This is a genomic window from Streptomyces jumonjinensis, from assembly GCF_009600885.1.
GTDB classification, from domain to species: Bacteria; Actinomycetota; Actinomycetes; order Streptomycetales; family Streptomycetaceae; genus Streptomyces; species Streptomyces jumonjinensis.
Genome location: NZ_VCLA01000024.1, coordinates 88,920 through 108,013 on the forward strand (window position 1 = coordinate 88,920; position 19,094 = coordinate 108,013).

The 19,094-nt window shown below is 67.9% G+C and carries 16 protein-coding genes and 1 tRNA gene; 9 read left to right on the plus strand and 8 right to left on the minus strand.

Annotated features, from left to right (window positions below):
* Positions 1-18 precede the first annotated feature (18 nt).
* The 8 genes from FF041_RS03530 to rpmH all read right to left on the minus strand — a co-directional run bounded on the left by FF041_RS03530 (position 19) and on the right by rpmH (position 5,894).
* On the minus strand, positions 19-1,074 hold the full coding sequence (locus FF041_RS03530) for a ParB/RepB/Spo0J family partition protein (RefSeq protein ID WP_323391109.1): 1,056 nt from the start codon (positions 1,072-1,074) through the stop codon (positions 19-21).
* Positions 1,071-2,147: a ParA family protein gene (locus tag FF041_RS03535; protein WP_153520969.1), complete on the minus strand. Its 1,077-nt coding sequence runs from the start codon at positions 2,145-2,147 to the stop codon at positions 1,071-1,073. Before FF041_RS03535 ends, FF041_RS03530 begins: the two co-directional genes overlap by 4 nt.
* Positions 2,148-2,420: 273 nt before the next feature.
* A complete protein-coding gene (gene rsmG / locus FF041_RS03540; RefSeq protein WP_323391111.1) occupies positions 2,421-3,137 on the minus strand; it encodes a 16S rRNA (guanine(527)-N(7))-methyltransferase RsmG in 717 nt (238 codons plus the stop codon).
* A gap of 113 nt (positions 3,138-3,250) precedes the next feature.
* On the minus strand, positions 3,251-3,763 hold the full coding sequence (locus tag FF041_RS03545; RefSeq protein WP_323372004.1) for a Jag family protein: 513 nt from the start codon (positions 3,761-3,763) through the stop codon (positions 3,251-3,253).
* Between the two features lie 14 nt (positions 3,764-3,777).
* Positions 3,778-5,007, minus strand: a complete 1,230-nt coding sequence (yidC, locus tag FF041_RS03550) for a membrane protein insertase YidC (protein ID WP_323391113.1) — start codon at positions 5,005-5,007, stop codon at positions 3,778-3,780.
* Positions 5,008-5,010: 3 nt separating this feature from the next.
* Complete coding sequence (gene yidD, locus FF041_RS03555; RefSeq protein WP_153520971.1) at positions 5,011-5,370, minus strand: membrane protein insertion efficiency factor YidD; 360 nt, start codon at positions 5,368-5,370, stop codon at positions 5,011-5,013.
* On the minus strand, positions 5,367-5,738 hold the full coding sequence (gene rnpA / locus FF041_RS03560; protein ID WP_323372002.1) for a ribonuclease P protein component: 372 nt from the start codon (positions 5,736-5,738) through the stop codon (positions 5,367-5,369). Before rnpA ends, yidD begins: the two co-directional genes overlap by 4 nt.
* Before the next feature lie 18 nt (positions 5,739-5,756).
* On the minus strand, positions 5,757-5,894 hold the full coding sequence (gene rpmH / locus FF041_RS03565; RefSeq protein WP_008746848.1) for a 50S ribosomal protein L34: 138 nt from the start codon (positions 5,892-5,894) through the stop codon (positions 5,757-5,759).
* Between the two features lie 370 nt (positions 5,895-6,264).
* On the opposite strand from rpmH, the gene dnaA reads away from it, so the two are divergent.
* From dnaA to FF041_RS03610, 9 genes are all read left to right on the plus strand, one after another.
* On the plus strand, positions 6,265-8,010 hold the full coding sequence (gene dnaA / locus FF041_RS03570; protein WP_323391115.1) for a chromosomal replication initiator protein DnaA: 1,746 nt from the start codon (positions 6,265-6,267) through the stop codon (positions 8,008-8,010).
* Between the two features lie 1,064 nt (positions 8,011-9,074).
* Positions 9,075-10,205: a DNA polymerase III subunit beta gene (gene dnaN / locus FF041_RS03575; RefSeq protein ID WP_323391117.1), complete on the plus strand. Its 1,131-nt coding sequence runs from the start codon at positions 9,075-9,077 to the stop codon at positions 10,203-10,205.
* Between the two features lie 137 nt (positions 10,206-10,342).
* Positions 10,343-11,221: a phosphogluconate dehydrogenase (NAD(+)-dependent, decarboxylating) gene (gnd, locus tag FF041_RS03580; protein ID WP_153520972.1), complete on the plus strand. Its 879-nt coding sequence runs from the start codon at positions 10,343-10,345 to the stop codon at positions 11,219-11,221.
* 29 nt (positions 11,222-11,250) lie between these two features.
* The gene (gene recF / locus FF041_RS03585; RefSeq protein ID WP_153520973.1) at positions 11,251-12,384 is read left to right on the plus strand and encodes a DNA replication/repair protein RecF; all 1,134 of its coding nucleotides are present in this window, start codon (positions 11,251-11,253) and stop codon (positions 12,382-12,384) included.
* Complete coding sequence (locus FF041_RS03590; RefSeq protein WP_228388011.1) at positions 12,381-13,064, plus strand: DUF721 domain-containing protein; 684 nt, start codon at positions 12,381-12,383, stop codon at positions 13,062-13,064. The genes recF and FF041_RS03590 overlap by 4 nt, the downstream gene beginning before the upstream one ends.
* 479 nt (positions 13,065-13,543) lie before the next feature.
* Positions 13,544-15,607: a DNA topoisomerase (ATP-hydrolyzing) subunit B gene (gene gyrB / locus FF041_RS03595; RefSeq protein ID WP_323371996.1), complete on the plus strand. Its 2,064-nt coding sequence runs from the start codon at positions 13,544-13,546 to the stop codon at positions 15,605-15,607.
* Between the two features lie 41 nt (positions 15,608-15,648).
* Positions 15,649-18,258: a DNA gyrase subunit A gene (gene gyrA / locus FF041_RS03600; protein ID WP_153520974.1), complete on the plus strand. Its 2,610-nt coding sequence runs from the start codon at positions 15,649-15,651 to the stop codon at positions 18,256-18,258.
* Positions 18,259-18,262: 4 nt separating this feature from the next.
* Positions 18,263-18,907: a DUF3566 domain-containing protein gene (locus FF041_RS03605; protein ID WP_323371994.1), complete on the plus strand. Its 645-nt coding sequence runs from the start codon at positions 18,263-18,265 to the stop codon at positions 18,905-18,907.
* Positions 18,908-18,990: 83 nt separating this feature from the next.
* A tRNA-Ile gene (locus FF041_RS03610) sits at positions 18,991-19,067 on the plus strand.
* Positions 19,068-19,094 lie beyond the last annotated feature (27 nt).

Sequence of the window (19,094 nt, forward strand, 5' to 3'; positions counted from 1 at the left end):
CTGCCGCTGTCGAAGGTCTCAGACCTCGTCGTCCGCGGTGTCGTCGGAGGGGAGCCCCTTCTCCAGCACCCTGCCCTCACCCGGAGCAAGAGTGCCGAGGATCCGCTCCAGATCGTCCATCGAAGCGAACTCGACGACGATCTTTCCCTTCTTCTGGCCGAGGTCGACCTTCACCCGCGTCTCAAAGCGGTCCGAGAGACGGGAGGCGAGATCGGAGAGAGCCGGCGAGAGTCGTGCACCAGCTCGCGGGCCCTTGGGCTTGACGGTGTCCTGGGGACCGGAGTTGATCAATGTGACGATCTCCTCCACCGCCCGCACCGACAGCCCCTCGGCCACGATCCGATGGGCGAGGCGGTTCTGCTCCTCCGGGTCCTCCACCGAGAGCAAGGCGCGCGCATGACCGGCTGACAGCACTCCGGCGGCGACCCTGCGCTGGACCGGAGGCGAAAGCCTCAGCAGCCGGAGCGTATTGGAGACCTGGGGACGTGAGCGCCCGATCCGGTCGGCCAGTTGGTCATGAGTGCAGCTGAAGTCCTTGAGCAGCTGGTCGTAGGCGGCGGCCTCTTCCAGCGGGTTCAGCTGGGCGCGGTGCAGATTCTCCAGCAACGCGTCCAGCAGAAGCTTCTCGTCCTCCGTATGCCGGACGATGGCGGGGATCCGCTCAAGACCGGCCTCACGGCAGGCCCGCCAGCGGCGCTCCCCCATGACCAGCTCATAGCGCTCGGGACCCAGTTGCCGGACGACGACCGGCTGAAGAAGCCCCACCTCCTTGATGGAGGTGACGAGCTCGGCAAGGGCGTCCTCGTCGAACACCTCACGGGGCTGACGCGGGTTGGGGGTGATGGCGTCGATCGGCACTTCAGCGAAGTGCGCCCCGGACGGTGACGCCTCGGGGACAGCAGCCGCGGTCGGCAGCGATGTCACCTTGGCCGCCGCCACACCGCGTTCCGCGGTCAGCAGCGGAGTCGCTCCCGAGGAGCCCGAGGCCCCGCTGGGAGGCACCTGCCTCTCCTGGGGAGCGGCAGGGATCAAGGCACCGAGCCCACGCCCCAACCCTCTACGTCGCTCGCTCACTGGATCGCCTCCGAGATGTTCTGCTGGCTTTTCTGTGCGCCCAGATGGGCATGCTGCGGGTCGTACTGGACCCCGACCCCCCGCAGGGCGATCTCACGGGCCGCCTCCAGATACGACAGGGCTCCACTGGAGCCCGGATCGTAGGTCAGCACCGTCTGCCCATAGCTCGGGGCCTCCGAGATACGGACCGATCGAGGAATGCTCGTCCGCAGCACCTCCTCACCGAAGTGACTGCGGACCTCCTCCGCCACCTGTGAGGCGAGCCTGGTCCGGCCGTCATACATGGTGAGAAGGATCGTGGACACATGGAGAGCGGGGTTGAGATGCCCGCGCACCAAGTCCACATTCCTCAGCAACTGCCCCAGGCCCTCCAGCGCGTAGTACTCGCACTGCATGGGGATGAGCACCTCCGCACCGGCCACCATCGCATTGACGGTCAGCAGACCGAGCGATGGAGGGCAGTCGATGAGGATGTAGTCCAAGGGCTGCTCATAAGCCTGGATGGCCCGCTGCAGTCTGCTCTCCCGCGCCACCAGCGACACCAACTCGATCTCCGCACCGGCGAGATCGATGGTGGCCGGGGCGCAGAAGAGACCTTCGACGTCCTGGACCGGCTGGACCACATCGGAGAGCGGCCTGCTCTCCACCAGGACGTCATAGATAGAGGGAACGTCGGCATGGTGGTCGATGCCCAGCGCCGTGGAGGCGTTGCCCTGTGGATCCAGGTCGACCACGAGAACGCGGGCGCCATGGAGTGCGAGGGAGGCGGCGATATTCACCGTGGTGGTGGTCTTGCCTACGCCGCCCTTCTGGTTGGCAACCACCATGACGCGTGTCTGCTCAGGTCGGGGCAGGCCCTCACCGGCACGCCCCAGGGCCTCCATGGCCAGCTGGGCAGCTCGGCCGATGGGGGTGTCGTCGAGCGGGGGCGGTGTTTCACGTGAAACATCGTCTCCCGCCGACTCGGTACGGGGGCCGGGGACCGGATCGGTCATCGGTCCCGCGATGTTGGCGTCGGACCGCAAGGATTCACTCTCCTCGACTTCAGGCTCGCGATGAACAGAGCCTGCCATGCTTTCGGGTTCATGAACCAGCGGGGCCTGTGCTTCTGTGGATGAATCCACTTCTGTGGACAACTCCGTAGCCCGCACGAGGGGCTTCCGGCTCCGAATCGGGGCGGCAGCGCGCCCGCGGCTGATGATTCCGTGCAGCAGTGAGCGACGTTTCACGTGAAACACGATGCACGGGCCCACGGACTACATCCGTGCGACACTCCGCGCTCTGTGCGTACGCCAGCTTGTATGGAGCATTCCGACCGGAGGCCGGAGAGGCCGGACTCAACCGGATCAGCGACGACGGCGGGTACGGCTTGAACGGGCAGCCTTGGCCCGCTTCGCCGCGAAGCGCACTCCGCCGGGGCTCTCTCCGACCTCGACCCGTACCACCGTGGAGAGCGGGTCGACCAGCCCTTCGCCGACATGCAGTACCGAGGTCTGCACCACTCCGAGCTTGCTCAGCGCGGCCCTGGCCCCCACGAGCTCCTCCTCCGCTGTGTCGCCCTTGAGCGCCAGCATCTCCCCGTAGGGACGGAGCAGAGGAACTCCCCAGCCGGCCAGCCGGTCCAGTGGCGCCACGGCACGAGCCGTCACCACATGCACCGGGGTGAGCGAGCCGAGCACCTCCTCGGCCCGGCCACGGACCACGGTCACATGGTCCAGCCCCAGCAGCTCGACCACTTCCTGGAGGAAGTTCGTCCGACGCAGCAACGGCTCCAGGAGCGTGATCTTCAGATCCGGCCGTACCAGCGCCAGCGGGATGCCCGGCAGGCCGGCGCCCGAACCCACATCGCAGACCGTGACACCCTCGGGGACCACCTCGGAGAGCACCGCACAGTTGAGCAGATGGCGCTCCCACAGCCGCGGTACCTCACGCGGCCCGATCAGGCCGCGCTTGACTCCGGCATCAGCCAGCAGTTCCGCATACCGAACGGCCTCCGGAAAGAAATCTCCGAAGATCGTCTGTGCCGCGTCGGGCGCCTGGGGAAGCTCTGCTGCCTCCGTCACGGGGACCGTCCTTCCGTACCGCACTATCGCAATGTGGACCTGGTGGCTGACTATCAGGCTGACAAAGATCGGCCCCGCCTGCGCACAGACGGGGCCGAGGAAACAATGATGGATCAGGCGGGGAGCACGACGACGAAGCGCTGCGGCTCCTCGCCCTCGGACTCACTGCGCAGACCAGCGGCGGCGACCGCGTCATGCACGACCTTGCGCTCGAAGGGAGTCATCGGCTTCATCTTCACCGGCTCTCCGCTGCTCTTCACCTCGTCGGCGGCCTGAGCGCCCAGCTGGGCGAGCTCCGTACGCTTCTGGGCCCGGAAGCCCGCGATGTCCAGCATCAGCCGGCTGCGGTCGCCGGTCTCCCGGTGCACGGCGAGACGGGTCAGCTCCTGGAGGGCTTCCAGAACCTCGCCGTCCCGGCCGACGAGCTTCTGGAGATCGCGGCCGCCCGGCTCGCTGACGATCGAGACAGCGGCCCGGTCGGCCTCGACGTCCATGTCGATGTCACCGTCGAGATCGGCGATGTCGAGCAGACCTTCGAGGTAGTCGGCGGCGATCTCCCCCTCCTGCTCAAGGCGGGTAAGGGTGTCGCCTTCCTCGGCGGCGGCGGGGATGGTGCCTTCCGTCACGGACTGACTCCTTCTTACTTCTTGGACGACGGGTGCTTGGGCCGCTGCTGACCCTTGCGCTGTCCCGCCTTGGGCTGCTGCCGGGCGGCGGGCTTGCCGGCCTGCTTCGGCTTGGTCTCCTTCTCCAGGGAGAGCTTGGAGTCGGACTCGTCGCCGGCGGTCTTGGCCGTGGCCTGGGAACGCTTCGCCTTGGTCTGACGCTTGGGCTGCTGCCGCCTGCCCTGGGCGCCGCTCTCGGTCTCGGCGGCGACCGTCTCGCTCTTGGCCACCGTCCCGTCCGCCTGAGCGGCGAATCCGGCCTTGGCCAGACCGCTGATGAACTTGCGCTCGTTGTCATTGCGGTCCGGGCCCTTGGCGACGATGGCCTGGACGACATTGCGCTTACGGCGCGACCGGACCTCGCCACGGACGCCGACGGACTTCAGCAGACGCTGGAGGTACTCGTCCTGAGCCTTGCTGCCGGGGGTCGGGTTCTGGTTGATCACATACATCTGCTGGCCCATGGTCCACACGTTGGTGGTCAGCCAGTAGACGAGAACGCCGACGGGGAAGTTGATGCCCATCACGGCGAAGATCACCGGGAAGATGTACATCATCATCTTCTGCTGCTGCATATACGGCGTCTTGACCGTGAGGTCGACGTTCTTCTGCATCAGCTGGCGCTGCGTGTAGAACTGCGACGCCGACATCAGGACGATCATGATCGCCGTGACGATGCGCACGCTGTTCAGCGAGGCGTCGAGAGAAGCGACCTTCTCCGGGCTGTCCATGAACTTGGCAGCGAGCGGGGCACCGAAGATATGGGCCTGCCGGGCGCTGTCGAGCAGCTGCTCATTGATCACGCCGACCGTGTTGCCGGAGGCGATGTTGGAGAGCACGTAGTACAGGGCGAAGAAGAACGGCGACTGCGCCAGAATCGGCAGACACGAGGAGAGCGGGTTGGTGCCCGTCTCCTTGTACAGCTTCATCATCTCTTCGGACTGACGCTGCTTGTCGCTCTTGTAGCGCTCCTGGATCGCCTTCATCTTCGGCTGGAGCGCCTGCATGTTCCGCATCGACTTGATCTGCTTCACAAAAAGCGGGATCAGACAGATGCGGATGAGGATCACCAGCGAAACGATCGACAGTCCCCAGGCCCAGCCCGTGTCAGGACCGAAGATCGCCCCGTAGAGCTTGTGGAACTGGACAATGATCCACGAAACAGGTGTGGTGATAAAGCTGAAGAGACTGGCAATCGTGTCCACTAATCAGGCTCCTTGAGCATTGGGCGAGGTCTCTGCGGCCGGACTCGGGGTTTCGGCGACCGAACCCCGGGAAGGCACATCGGCGGCGGAGTTCCCGCCCTTGCTGCCGCGTACGGCGTCACGCAGCATTTCGTGCCACCGCGGACGCTTGCGGGGCGGGACATGGTCCACTCCGCCCGGCGACCACGGATTGCACCGCAGAATGCGCCAGGCGGTGAGCACTGTGCCCTTGACCGCACCGTGCCGGTCGATGGCCGTGTATCCGTAGTGGGAACACGACGGGTAGTACCTGCAGACAGGCCCCAGCATGGGACTGATCGTCCACTGATACAGCTTGATCAGAGCCAGCAGCGGGTACTTCATCGCGCGCCCCCTCCCAGCAGCCGCTGGAGGGCGGCATCCAGGTCTCGGGCCAGCTGTGCATGATCGGCGTCGCCCGCACCGGGCAGCGCTCGTACGACCACCAGGCTACCGGGGGGCAGCTCGCCCAGGCGGTCGCGTATCAGATGCCTCAGCCTGCGCTTGACCTGGTTGCGCACGACCGCTCCGCCCACTGCCTTGCTCACGACGAAACCCGCACACGTCGGGGAAGCGCTCTCCCCAGGCGCGTGCGGGTCCGGTGAACCGCTGCGTAGATGGACGACGAGAAGCGGGCGTCCGGCCCGGCGGCCTCGTCGTACCGCGGTCGCGAAGTCCTCGCGCCGCCTCAGCCGATTCTCGGTAGGCAGCACGTCATGACCTGTACGCGGTCAGGCGGACAGGCGGGCGCGACCCTTGGTGCGGCGAGACGCGAGAATCGCGCGGCCGGCACGGGTGCGCATGCGCAGACGGAAGCCGTGGGTCTTCGCACGACGACGGTTGTTCGGCTGGAAGGTGCGCTTGCTCACTCGGGGGCTCCAGAAATGACTCGTAGATGGCGGGACATCGCCTGGCTGTCACCGTGCGCCCACGAGAAGCTCGCGTTCACGCCCGAGTGCACCGCTTCATAATCACGGAGAGTGATCTTTGCCCATCGGAGGCAGGCGGCAGCAGCCATCGACAACTCGACCTGGTCACGGTACGCGCGGCTACGCCATCCGGTCAAACCAGAGCGTCGGCGGGGTCCACTGTGCACAGGCTGTGGACAACAACTTGAACCTCGCGGCCCGCCCTGACTACCGTGGATGGACTTCGAACCTTTTCCTTTCTGTTCTTGCCTGTCCTTCCATCCCGTCCCGAGAACCACACATTCGTGGGACCTGCGAGAGAGCGTGCCCTGTGGCTGACGTACCTGCCGATCTTGCCGCAGTGTGGCCACGAGTGCTGGAACAGCTCCTCGCCGAGGGCCCGCAGGGCATCGAGTCGAAGGACAAGCAGTGGATCGAACGCTGCCAGCCGCTCGCGCTGGTCGCCGACACCGCACTGCTCGCCGTCCCCAACGAATGGGGCAAGCGGGTCCTGGAGGGCCGGCTCGCCCCGCTGATCAGCGACACGCTGAGCCGTGAGTGCGGCCGTCCCATCCGGATCGCGATCACCGTGGACGACTCCGTGGGCGAGCCCCCGGCCCAGCAGCCGCCCGCCTCGCAGCAGCCCTATCAGGGGCAGCAGCACGACGAGCACCAGGGCTATCAGCGGGAGGCCCCCTACGGGGGGTACGGGCACCGGACCCCGGACGACGGGCTGCCGGAGGCGCGTCCCGCGTACCCGGAGTACCAGCAGCGCCACGAGCCCGGTTCCTGGCCGCGCGGCCAGGAGGATCTCTCCTGGCAGCAGCCGCGGCTCGGCGGCTTCCAGGACCGCGATCCGTACGCCTCTCCCCGGTCCCAGCCCGACTACCACTCCCCGCAGCAGTCCGACCGGTCGGGCTATGAGTCCCGGCCGGAGCGGCGGGAGCTGCCCGAGTCCGCCCCGCAGCACCGCGGCGGCTCCACGGGCGGCGCACCCGGACCGCTGGGGGCGCAGCCCTCCCCGGCCGGCGGCCCCGGCGAGCCGCACGCGCGGCTGAACCCGAAGTACCTCTTCGACACCTTCGTCATCGGCGCCTCCAACCGGTTCGCCCACGCGGCGGCCGTGGCGGTCGCGGAGGCCCCGGCCAAGGCGTACAACCCCCTGTTCATCTATGGGGAGTCCGGTCTCGGCAAGACGCATCTGCTCCATGCCATCGGGCACTACGCGCGCAGCCTCTACCCCGGGACCCGGGTGCGGTACGTGAGCTCGGAGGAGTTCACCAACGAGTTCATCAACTCGATCCGCGACGGCAAGGGCGACACCTTCCGCAAGCGCTACCGCGATGTGGACATCCTGCTGGTCGACGACATCCAGTTCCTGGCGAGCAAGGAGTCGACGCAGGAGGAGTTCTTCCACACCTTCAACACGCTCCACAACGCCAACAAGCAGATCGTGCTCTCCTCCGACCGGCCGCCCAAGCAGCTGATGACCCTGGAGGACCGGCTCCGCAACCGCTTCGAGTGGGGGCTGACCACCGATGTGCAGCCCCCGGAGCTGGAGACCCGGATCGCGATCCTGCGGAAGAAGGCGGTCCAGGAGCAGCTGAACGCCCCGCCGGAGGTGCTGGAGTTCATCGCGTCCCGGATCTCGCGCAACATCCGTGAGCTGGAGGGCGCGCTGATCCGGGTGACGGCGTTCGCCTCGCTCAACCGGCAGCCCGTCGACCTCGGCCTCACCGAGATCGTGCTGAAGGATCTGATCCCCGGCGGCGAGGACAGCGCTCCCGAGATCACCGCGGGCGCGATCATGGCGGCGACCGCCGACTACTTCGGGCTGACGGTGGAGGATCTCTGCGGCTCCTCGCGCAGCCGGGTGCTGGTCACGGCCCGGCAGATCGCGATGTACCTCTGCCGTGAGCTGACCGATCTCTCACTGCCGAAGATCGGCGCGCAGTTCGGTGGGCGCGACCATACGACGGTGATGCACGCGGACCGGAAGATCCGGGCGCTGATGGCCGAGCGGCGGTCCATCTACAACCAGGTCACGGAGCTCACCAACCGCATCAAGAACGGCTGACACAGCGCCGCTCAGCCCCTCTCAGCCTCAGCCCGCTCAGCCCGCTCAGAAGCCCAAGGAAGCGCCCCGGGAGTGTCCCTGTCCCGGGGCGCTTCTCGCTCTCCGTGGGGCTCCCGGCGGGCCTCCGCGGACGCCTGCCGGGGTCCGGAGTACGCCGCGTACGCCGGAGAGGCCGAAGCGCCGGGTGCCTGGAGTAGCCCGGAGAGGACTGCTGAAGAGACCCGTCCAGAGGCTCCGAGAGGCCCTTCCGGAGCCTCTGGACGGGCTTCCGCGGGCTTCGCCGGGCCCGCGGGAGGCCCGCCGGGCCGATCCGGGCGCTACGACGTTGTTCGAATAGGGGTCTGTGTCACCGTGTTCTCCACAGGTTCGGGGAGAACACGCCGTCCACAGCCTGGGGACCGCGAAGTTTTCCAGACGGTGTCCACAGGCGACGCGATGCGTTGATCATCTCAGCAGGTCAGGTGCCTGTGGAATTGTGGCCAACCGCTGTCCACAGGCTGTGGACAGCGGATTCGTCCACAGGGCGTGATCACCGTTGTCCACCGGCGGCCCACAGGCCGGGGAGGGTTTCCCACAGCTTCTCCACACCGCTGTCCACTGTTCGGCAACATGAACCGCGCTCTCACCGTGTCGAGTGAAAGCCGTCACACCAAGATGCTGGATTGGGCTGTGGGGAACCTGGGTAAAGCTGGGGACAGGGCTGGGGAAAACTGCCCGCTGCCTGTGCATGGGGTGTGCAGAACTTTTCGGTGTCCACAGACACCCCCGGTTATCCACCGGTCCCACCCACAGGCACGGTGGATAAAAAACCGGGGTTGACCTGCGAAAACGACGTTATCCACCGTTTCCACAGGCCCTACTACTACTCCCACCTAGAGTTACCGGGGAATTCGCTTCGAAGTGGGTCCTGTGCACAACTCGGCTCCGCGGACCCCGGCAGCCTTGGTCACGACTTGACCGCGACCCGCGCCGACTGTCAGTGCGGTGCGTCAGACTGGTCCCCGGCGACACAGCCGACGACGAAGGCCAGCAAGGCGAGCCAGCAACAGCAGGAGGCGGTTCCGGTGAAGATCCGGGTTGAGCGCGATGTACTCGCGGAGGCGGTGGCCTGGGTGGCCAGGAGCCTCCCGGCCCGTCCGCCGGCGCCCGTGCTCGCAGGCCTGCTTCTGAAGGCCGAGGACGGCGCGCTCAGCTTCTCCAGCTTCGACTACGAGGTCTCCGCCAAGGTCTCCGTCGAGGCCGAGGTCGACGAGACCGGCACCGTTCTCGTCTCCGGCCGGCTGCTGGCGGACATCTGCCGCGCCCTCCCCAACCGCCCGGTGGAGATTTCCACAGACGGTGTACGGGCGACCGTGGTCTGCGGCTCCTCCCGCTTCACCCTCCACACCCTTCCGGTGGAGGAGTACCCGGCGCTGCCGCAGATGCCGACCGCGACCGGCACCGTGCCCGGCGAGGTCTTCGCCGCCGCCGCCGCCCAGGTCGCCATCGCGGCGGGCCGCGACGACACCCTCCCCGTCCTCACCGGCGTACGGATCGAGATCGAGGGCGACAGCGTCACCCTGGCCTCCACCGACCGCTACCGCTTCGCGGTCCGCGAGTTCCTGTGGAAGCCGGAGAACCCGGACGCCTCCGCCGTCGCGCTGGTGCCCGCCAAGACATTGCTGGACACCGCCAAGGCCCTGACCAGCGGTGACACCGTCACCCTGGCGCTCTCCGGCTCTGGTGCCGGAGAGGGCCTCATCGGCTTCGAGGGCGCGGGACGGCGGACCACCACCCGGCTGCTCGAAGGCGATCTGCCGAAGTACCGCACGCTCTTCCCCACCGAGTTCAACTCGGTGGCGGTGATCGAGACCGCGCCGTTCGTCGAGGCCGTCAAGCGGGTGGCCCTCGTCGCCGAGCGGAACACCCCGGTCCGGCTGAGCTTCGAGCAGGGCGTGCTGATCCTGGAAGCCGGCTCCAGCGACGACGCACAGGCTGTGGAGCGCGTCGACGCCCAGCTGGAGGGCGATGACATCTCCATCGCCTTCAACCCCACCTTCCTGCTCGACGGTCTGAGCGCGATCGACTCCCCGGTCGCCCAGCTGTCGTTCACCACCTCCACCAAGCCCGCGCTGCTCAGCGGCAAGCCGGGCATGGACGCCGAGGCCGACGAGGCGTACAAGTACCTGATCATGCCGGTGCGGCTCTCGGGCTGAGCCCGCTCCGGGCCGCCGGACCGTGATCGCGACGGGCCCGCTCGTACCCGAGCGGGCCCGTCGGGCTGTACGCCGCACTCCGGCGTAGGCTCGGATTCGGTTCATGAATCGGCTTTACGACGCTTAAGGACACTCAGATGGAGCTCGGCCTCGTCGGCCTCGGCAAAATGGGCGGCAACATGCGCGAGCGCATCCGCCGCGCGGGCCACACCGTCATCGGCTACGACCGGAACCCGGACGTCGCCGATGTCCACAGCCTCAAGGAGCTTGTGGACAGCCTGGAGGGTCCCCGGGTGGTGTGGGTGATGGTTCCGGCCGGAGCCGCGACCCAGTCCACCATCGATGAGCTGGCCGAGCTGCTCTCCCCCGGCGACATCGTCGTGGACGGCGGGAACTCGCGCTGGACCGACGACGAGCGGCACGCCGTCGAGCTGGGCATCAAGGGCATCGGCTTCGTGGACTGCGGAGTCTCCGGCGGCGTCTGGGGCCTGGAGAACGGCTACGCGCTGATGTACGGCGGCACCGCCGAGCATGTCGCCCGGGTGCAGCCGATCTTCGACGCGCTCAAGCCCGTGGGCGAGTTCGGCTCGGTCCACGCGGGCAAGGTGGGCGCGGGCCACTTCGCCAAGATGGTCCACAACGGCATCGAGTACGCCATGATGCAGGCCTACGCCGAGGGCTGGGAGCTGCTGGAGAAGGTCGACTCGGTCACCGATGTGCGCGAGGTCTTCCGCTCCTGGCAGGAGGGCACCGTCATCCGCTCCTGGCTGCTCGACCTCGCGGTCAACGCCCTGGACGAGGACGAGCACCTGGACAAGCTGCGCGGCTTCGCACAGGACAGCGGCGAGGGCCGGTGGACGGGGGAGGCCGCCATCGACAACGCCGTACCGCTGCCCGCGATCACCGCTTCGCTCTTCGCCCGCTTCGCCTCCCGTCAGGACGACTCCCCGCAGATGAAGATGATCGCCGCGCTGCGCAACCAGTTCGGCGGCCACGCGGTGGAGAACAAGAAGTAAACCTTTCAGCCGGAGGTCGGCCCGTACCCATGCATGTCACGCATCTGTCGCTGGCCGACTTCCGCTCGTACGCCCGGGTCGAGGTGCCGCTCGATCCGGGCGTCACCTCGTTCGTGGGGGCGAACGGGCAGGGCAAGACGAATCTGGTCGAGGCGGTCGGCTATCTGGCCACTCTCGCCAGCCACCGGGTCTCATCGGATGCGCCGCTGGTACGGGTGGGAGCGCAGCGCGCGGTGATCAGGGCGGCCGTCGCCCAGGGCGAGCGCTCCCAGCTGGTGGAGCTCGAACTCAACCCGGGGAAGGCGAACCGCGCCCGTATCAATAGATCGTCGCAGGTCAGACCGCGTGACGTGCTGGGGATCATACGGACGGTGCTCTTCGCCCCGGAGGATCTGGCGCTGGTCAAGGGCGACCCCGGCGACCGCCGGCGTTTTCTGGACGAGCTGGTCACGGCGCGTTCGCCGCGGATGGCGGGGGTGCGCTCGGACTATGAGCGGGTGCTCAAGCAGCGCAACACTCTGCTGAAGTCGGCGGCGATGGCGCGGCGGCACGGCGCGGCGAAGTCCGGGGCCGATCTGTCGACGCTGGATGTGTGGGACCAGCATCTGGCGCGGACCGGCGCGGAGCTGCTGGCGCGGCGTCTGGAGCTGATCACGGCGCTGCGACCGCTGACCGACAAGGCGTATGAATCACTGGCCCCGGGCGGCGGTCCGATCGGGCTGGACTATCGCTGTTCGGCCGGTGAGGTCGACGGCGCGCTGGGACGTGAGGAGCTCGGGGCCCTGCTGCTGGAAGCCCTGGGCGAGGCGCGGAAGCAGGAGATCGAACGGGGGGTCACGCTGGTCGGTCCGCACCGTGACGAGCTGACGCTGAAGCTGGGAGAGCTGCCCGCGAAGGGGTACGCCAGCCATGGCGAGTCCTGGTCGTACGCGCTGGCGCTGCGGCTGGCCTCGTACGACCTGCTGCGGGCGGAGGGCAATGAGCCCGTGCTCGTGCTGGACGACGTCTTCGCGGAGCTGGACGCCCGGCGGCGCGAGCGGCTGGCGGAGCTGGTGGCGCCGGGCGAGCAGGTCCTGGTGACCGCGGCGGTCGACGACGATGTTCCCGGGGTGCTGGCCGGGGCGCGGTACAAGGTGTCCGGAGGAGAGGTGGCACGGGTATGAACGAGCCTCTCGGCCCTGGTGTGGGCCGTTCCGGTACGAGCCGTTCCGGTACGAGCCGTTCCGGTGCGAACCGTGCGAGTGCGAGCGGTCCGGGGGCGGACGGCCCCGGCGCGGGCGCCCTGCCCGGCACCGGTCCGGCCGCCGACGCCGCCCCCGCAGCCGGTGCCGTTCCGGAGCCCTCGGGGGTCGATCTGGCCCGGGTCGCGCTGCGCGCGGCCAAGGAGCAGGCTCGTGCCCGTGGCGCGGCGGCTCAGGAGAAGAAGCAGGCCAGGCGGGGTGGAGGACTTCGCTCCGGGGCCCGTGCGGATGGCCGGGACCCCCTGGCGCTCGGGGCCGCGATCAACCGGCTGATCACCGAGCGGGGCTGGGAGACCCCGGCCGCGGTGGGCGGGGTGATGGGCCGCTGGCCGCAGATCGTGGGCGACGATCTGGCCAAGCACTGTGTGCCGCTGAGGTACGACGAGGATCCCGAGGAGCGGGTGCTCACCGTGCAGTGCGATTCGACGGCGTGGGCGACGCAGCTGCGGCTGCTGGCGCCGAGGCTGGTGGCGCGGCTGAACGAGGACCTGGGCCAGGGGACGGTCAGGCTGATCCGGGTGCTGGGTCCGGGCGGGCCCCGGAGGGGATACGGACCGCTGCGGGCGCCGGGGAGCGTGGGCCCGGGGGACACCTACGGATGAGCGGGCCGGGGCCGGTGGGGTCGCCGGGGTCGCCGGGGTCGCCGGGTCCGCCGGGTCTGGTGTCGTCCGGTCCCGCCGGGTCCGACCGCGTCCCGGCCCCCGCCCCGCGCCCCTCGGCCCGGCCAGGTCCGATTTATGGACATGCGTACCGGTATCACCCCCGGTCCGGGCACTCGGAACAGACGATTCCAGTCGACGCTCCCGGGCGCGCGGGCCTTCTCGGCGGGCCCTTCGGAGAGACGTCCCTCACCGTATCCGGCCATTCACAGGTCAAAGCGCTCAATGCCGGTGTGAGCCTCCTGGAGCCCCTTCCCGGATATGGGGAGTCGGACCGATGGGGTTCAGGGCGGCACATGCGGACTCAGCCACCGCCAAACCCCCATTAGCGTCGGCGGTACCGGTAGACTGGTGGACAATCCCGCCACCTCGCGGAACATGTCGAACGACGCAGCCGCTCCCGCCTGCACGGAGAACGGCTTGTGCTGTGCCAGAAAGGGCGCTTCGTGGCCGATTCCGGCAACCCCAACGAGAACAACCCGTCCACCCCCGCCGATGGATCCGGCGAGGTCACCGCCTCGTACGACGCCAGTGCGATCACCGTCCTCGAGGGGCTGGACGCGGTCCGCAAGCGCCCCGGCATGTACATCGGCTCGACCGGTGAGCGTGGGCTTCATCACTTGGTCCAGGAGGTCGTCGACAACTCCGTCGACGAGGCGATGGCCGGGCACGCGGACACCATCGACGTGACGATCCTCGCCGACGGCGGAGTGCGCGTCGTGGACAACGGCCGCGGCATCCCCGTGGGCATCGTTCCGTCCGAGAACAAGCCGGCCGTCGAGGTCGTGCTCACGGTCCTGCACGCGGGCGGCAAGTTCGGCGGCGGCGGCTACGCCGTCTCCGGTGGTCTGCACGGCGTCGGCGTCTCCGTCGTCAACGCCCTCTCCTCCAAGGTCTCCGTCGAGGTCAAGCGGGACGGCTACCGCTGGACCCAGGACTACAAGCTCGGCGTCCCCACCGCCCCCCTCGCGCGGAACGAGGCGACCGACGAGAGCGGCACCACGGTGACGTTCTGGGCCGACGGCGATGTCTTCGAGACCACCGAGTACTCCTTCGAGACGCTCTCCCGGCGCTTCCAGGAGATGGCCTTCCTCAACAAGGGCCTGACCCTGACGCTGACCGACGAGCGGGAGTCGGCCAAGGCCACGGCGGGCGCCGACAGCGCCGAGGGGCCCGACCAGGAGCAGGTGCGCTCGGTCACGTACCACTACGAGGGCGGCATCGTCGACTTCGTGAAGTACCTGAACTCGCGCAAGGGCGAGCTGATCCACCCCACCGTGATCGACATCGAGGCCGAGGACCGGGAGCGGCTGCTCTCGGTCGAGATCGCGATGCAGTGGAACTCGCAGTACACCGAGGGCGTGTACTCCTTCGCGAACACCATCCACACGCATGAGGGCGGCACCCACGAAGAGGGCTTCCGCGCCGCGCTCACGGGCCTGGTCAACCGCTACGGGCGCGACAAGAAGCTGCTGCGCGAGAAGGACGACAACCTCTCGGGCGAGGACATCCGCGAGGGTCTGACGGCGATCATCTCGGTCAAGCTGGGCGAGCCGCAGTTCGAGGGCCAGACCAAGACCAAGCTCGGCAACACCGAGGCGAAGACCTTCGTCCAGAAGGTCGTGCACGAGCACCTCACCGACTGGTTCGACCGCAACCCCAACGAGGCCGCGGACATCATCCGCAAGTCGATCCAGGCGCAGACCGCGCGGGTCGCCGCCCGCAAGGCCCGCGATCTGACCCGCCGCAAGGGCCTGCTGGAGTCGGCCTCGCTGCCGGGCAAGCTCAGCGACTGCCAGTCGAACGACCCCACCAAGTGCGAGATCTTCATCGTCGAGGGCGACTCCGCCGGCGGCTCGGCGAAGTCCGGCCGCAACCCGATGTACCAGGCCATCCTGCCCATCCGAGGCAAGATCCTGAACGTCGAGAAGGCCCGGATCGACAAGATCCTCCAGAACACCGAGGTCCAGGCGCTGATCTCGGCCTTCGGCACCGGAGTCCACGAGGACTTCGACATCGAGAAGCTCCGCTATCACAAGATCATTCTGATGGCGGACGCCGACGTCGACGGTCAGCACATCAACACCCTGCTGCTGACCTTCCTCTTCCGCTTCATGCGGCCCCTGGTCGAGGCCGGGCATGTGTTCCTGTCGCGCCCGCCGCTCTACAAAATCAAGTGGGGCCGGGACGACTTCGAGTACGGCTACTCCGACCGTGAGCGGGACGCCCTGGTCGAGCTGGGCAAGCAGCAGGGCAAGCGGATCAGGGAGGACTCGATCCAGCGCTTCAAGGGCCTGGGCGAGATGAACGCCGAAGAACTGCGCATCACCACCATGGACATCGAGCACCGCGTGCTCGGTCAGGTGACGCTGGACGACGCGGCACAGGCCGACGATCTCTTCTCGGTGCTGATGGGCGAGGACGTCGAGGCCCGGCGCTCCTTCATCCAGCGCAACGCCAAGGACGTCCGCTTCCTCGACATCTGAGTCGGCCTCAGCTGACCGCACGAAAGGACTGAAGACCAGCAATGGCCGACGAGACACCCACCCCTGCCACCACCGACGAAGAGCCCCAGGCGCGGATCGAGCCCGTCGGGCTCGAAACCGAGATGCAGCGCTCGTATCTCGACTACGCGATGTCCGTCATCGTCTCGCGCGCGCTGCCCGATGTACGGGACGGTCTCAAGCCCGTACACCGGCGTGTGCTGTACGCGATGTACGACGGCGGATACCGCCCCGAGAAGGGCTTCTACAAGTGCGCCCGCGTCGTCGGCGACGTCATGGGCACCTACCACCCGCACGGCGACACCTCGATCTACGACGCCCTGGTGCGGCTGGCCCAGCCGTGGTCCATGCGGCTGCCGCTGGTCGACTCCAACGGAAACTTCGGCTCCCCGGGCAATGACCCGGCCGCCGCCATGCGCTACACCGAGTGCAAGATGGCGCCGCTCTCCATGGAGATGCTCCGGGACATCGACGAGGAGACCGTCGACTTCCAGGACAACTACGACGGCCGTAACCAGGAGCCGACCGTCCTCCCGGCGCGCTTCCCGAACCTGCTGGTCAACGGCTCGGCGGGCATCGCGGTCGGTATGGCGACCAATATCCCGCCGCACAATCTGCGCGAGGTCGCGTCCGGCGCCCAGTGGGCGCTGGAGCACCCCGAGGCCACCCATGAGGAGCTGCTCGACGCGCTGATCGAGCGGATCAAGGGCCCGGACTTCCCGACCGGCGCGCTCGTCGTGGGCCGCAAGGGCATCGAAGAGGCGTACCGCACCGGCCGCGGCTCCATCACCATGCGCGCGGTCGTCGAGGTCGAGGAGATCCAGAACCGCCAGTGCCTGGTGGTCACGGAGCTTCCCTACCAGGTCAACCCGGACAACCTCGCGCAGAAGATCGCCGACCTGGTGAAGGACGGCAAGATCGGCGGCATCGCGGACGTACGCGATGAGACGTCCTCCCGTACCGGACAGCGACTGGTCATCGTCCTCAAGCGGGACGCCGTCGCCAAGGTCGTGCTGAACAACCTCTACAAGCACACCGACCTCCAGACCAACTTCGGCGCGAACATGCTGGCGCTGGTCGACGGGGTGCCGCGCACGCTGTCGCTGGACGCCTTCATCCGCCACTGGGTGCACCACCAGATCGAGGTCATCGTCCGGCGTACCCGCTTCCGGCTGCGCAAGGCCGAGGAGCGGGCGCACATCCTGCGCGGACTGCTCAAGGCGCTGGACTCCATCGACGAGGTCATCGCGCTGATCCGGCGCAGTGACACGGTCGAGATCGCCCGTACGGGCCTGATGGGTCTGCTGGAGATCGACGAGATCCAGGCGAACGCCATCCTGGAGATGCAGCTGCGCCGGCTGGCCGCCCTGGAGCGCCAGAAGATCGTCGCGGAGCACGACGAGCTCCAGGCGAAGATCAACGAGTACAACGCGATCCTCGCGTCGCCCGAGAAGCAGCGCGGGATCGTCAGCGACGAGCTGGCCGTCCTGGTGGAGAAGTTCGGCGACGACCGGCGCTCCCAGCTGGTGCCCTTCGACGGCGACATGTCCATGGAGGACCTGATCGCCGAGGAGGACATCGTCGTCACCATCACGCGTGGCGGCTATGTGAAGCGCACGAAGACGGACGACTACCGTTCGCAGAAGCGCGGCGGCAAGGGCGTCCGGGGCACGAAGCTCAAGGAAGACGACATCGTCGACCACTTCTTCGTCTCCACCACCCACCACTGGCTGCTCTTCTTCACCAACAAGGGCCGGGTCTACCGCGCCAAGGCGTATGAGCTGCCGGACGCCGGACGGGACGCCCGCGGCCAGCACGTGGCCAATCTGCTGGCCTTCCAGCCGGACGAGCAGATCGCCGAGATCCTCGCCGTCCGCGACTACGAGGCCGCGCCCTATCTGGTGCTCGCCACCAAGGGCGGCCTGGTCAAGAAGACCCCCCTGAAGGACTACGACTCGCCGCGATCGGGTGGCGTCATCGCGATCAACCTCCGGGAGACGGAGGCCGGCGGCGATGACGAGCTGATCGGCGCCGAGCTGGTCTCGGCCGAGGACGATCTGCTGCTCATCAGCAAGAAGGCCCAGTCGATCCGGTTCACCGCCACGGACGACGCCCTTCGTCCGATGGGACGCGCGACATCCGGCGTCAAGGGGATGAGTTTCCGCGAAGGGGACGAGCTCCTGTCGATGAATGTCGTCCGGCCGGGTACGTTCGTCTTCACCGCTACAGATGGCGGGTACGCAAAGCGAACCGCGGTGGACGAATATCGCGTCCAAGGTCGTGGTGGCCTCGGAATCAAGGCCGCCAAGATCGTGGAGGACCGTGGATCGCTCGTCGGCGCGCTCGTGGTCGAGCAGACGGACGAGATTCTGGCCATCACCCTCGGCGGCGGTGTGATTCGTACGCGAGTCAACGAAGTCAGGGAGACGGGCCGTGACACCATGGGCGTCCAGCTGATCAATCTGGGCAAGCGCGATGCCGTCGTCGGCATCGCACGGAACGCCGAGGCAGGGCGTGAGGCCGAAGAGGTCGACGGGGCCGATGAGGCTGCTGGGACCGACGAGGCCGACACCGGTCTGGCCGAAGCGGCAGTCGAGGGCACGGAGTCCTCGGCCGGGGAGCACGAGGAGTAGAAGCGTGAGTGGAGCCACGGGCGCCGGTTCGGCCGCAGGAGCGGCCAAAGCTGCTGGAAAGAGCGGTGCCCGTGGCTCTGCCGCGGACTCCCAGGGGGGTACGGTGACGGAGACCAGGGGGCCCAAGCCTCCGTACGAGATGTTCGGCGGTGACCGGCCGGGCGGCAAGCAGACCGCGCAGCCCTACCGCCCGCCGCAGGCCTACCCGTCGCCTCAGGGCGACGAGGACGCCGAGCCGGGCGCCCGGCTGCCGCGGACCGGCGCACGCACGACCCCGCGCACCCGCAAGGCACGGCTGCGGGTGGCCAAGGCCGACCCGTGGTCGGTGATGAAGGTCAGTTTCCTGCTGTCGATCGCGCTGGGCATCTGCACGGTGATCGCCGCCGCGGTGCTGTGGATGGTCATGGACGCCATGGGCGTCTTCTCCACGGTCGGCGGGACGATCAGCGAGGCCACCGGCTCGACGGAGAGCAATGGATTCGATCTCCAGTCGTTCCTGTCGCTGCCGCGGGTGCTGATCTTCACCTCGGTCGTCGCGGTCATCGATGTGGTCCTCGCCACGGCGCTGGCCACGCTCGGAGCCTTCATCTACAACCTCTCCGCCGGTTTCGTGGGCGGGGTCGAGCTGACGCTGGCGGAGGACGAGTAACCCGTCCGCCGGCCCCCGGGGAACGGATTTGGGAGCTGCGCCCCACGTGCGCTAATCTTCAGAGGTCAGCGCACGAGCGCGGCGGGGCTATAGCTCAGTTGGTTAGAGCGCATCCCTGATAAGGATGAGGCCACAGGTTCAAATCCTGTTAGCCCCACCAGCACAAAGACCCCCAGGCTGTTAAGCC

Excerpts from the sequence above, each read along its gene's own strand:
- FF041_RS03535 (WP_153520969.1), bottom strand. The coding sequence starts at position 2,147 with ATGGCAGGCTCTGTTCATCGCGAGCCTGAAGTCGAGGAGAGTGAATCC.
- yidD (WP_153520971.1), bottom strand. The coding sequence starts at position 5,370 with ATGAAGTACCCGCTGCTGGCTCTGATCAAGCTGTATCAGTGGACGATC.
- gnd (WP_153520972.1), top strand. The coding sequence starts at position 10,343 with ATGGAGCTCGGCCTCGTCGGCCTCGGCAAAATGGGCGGCAACATGCGC.
- recF (WP_153520973.1), top strand. The coding sequence starts at position 11,251 with ATGCATGTCACGCATCTGTCGCTGGCCGACTTCCGCTCGTACGCCCGG.
- FF041_RS03590 (WP_228388011.1), top strand. The coding sequence starts at position 12,381 with ATGAACGAGCCTCTCGGCCCTGGTGTGGGCCGTTCCGGTACGAGCCGT.
- gyrA (WP_153520974.1), top strand. The coding sequence starts at position 15,649 with ATGGCCGACGAGACACCCACCCCTGCCACCACCGACGAAGAGCCCCAG.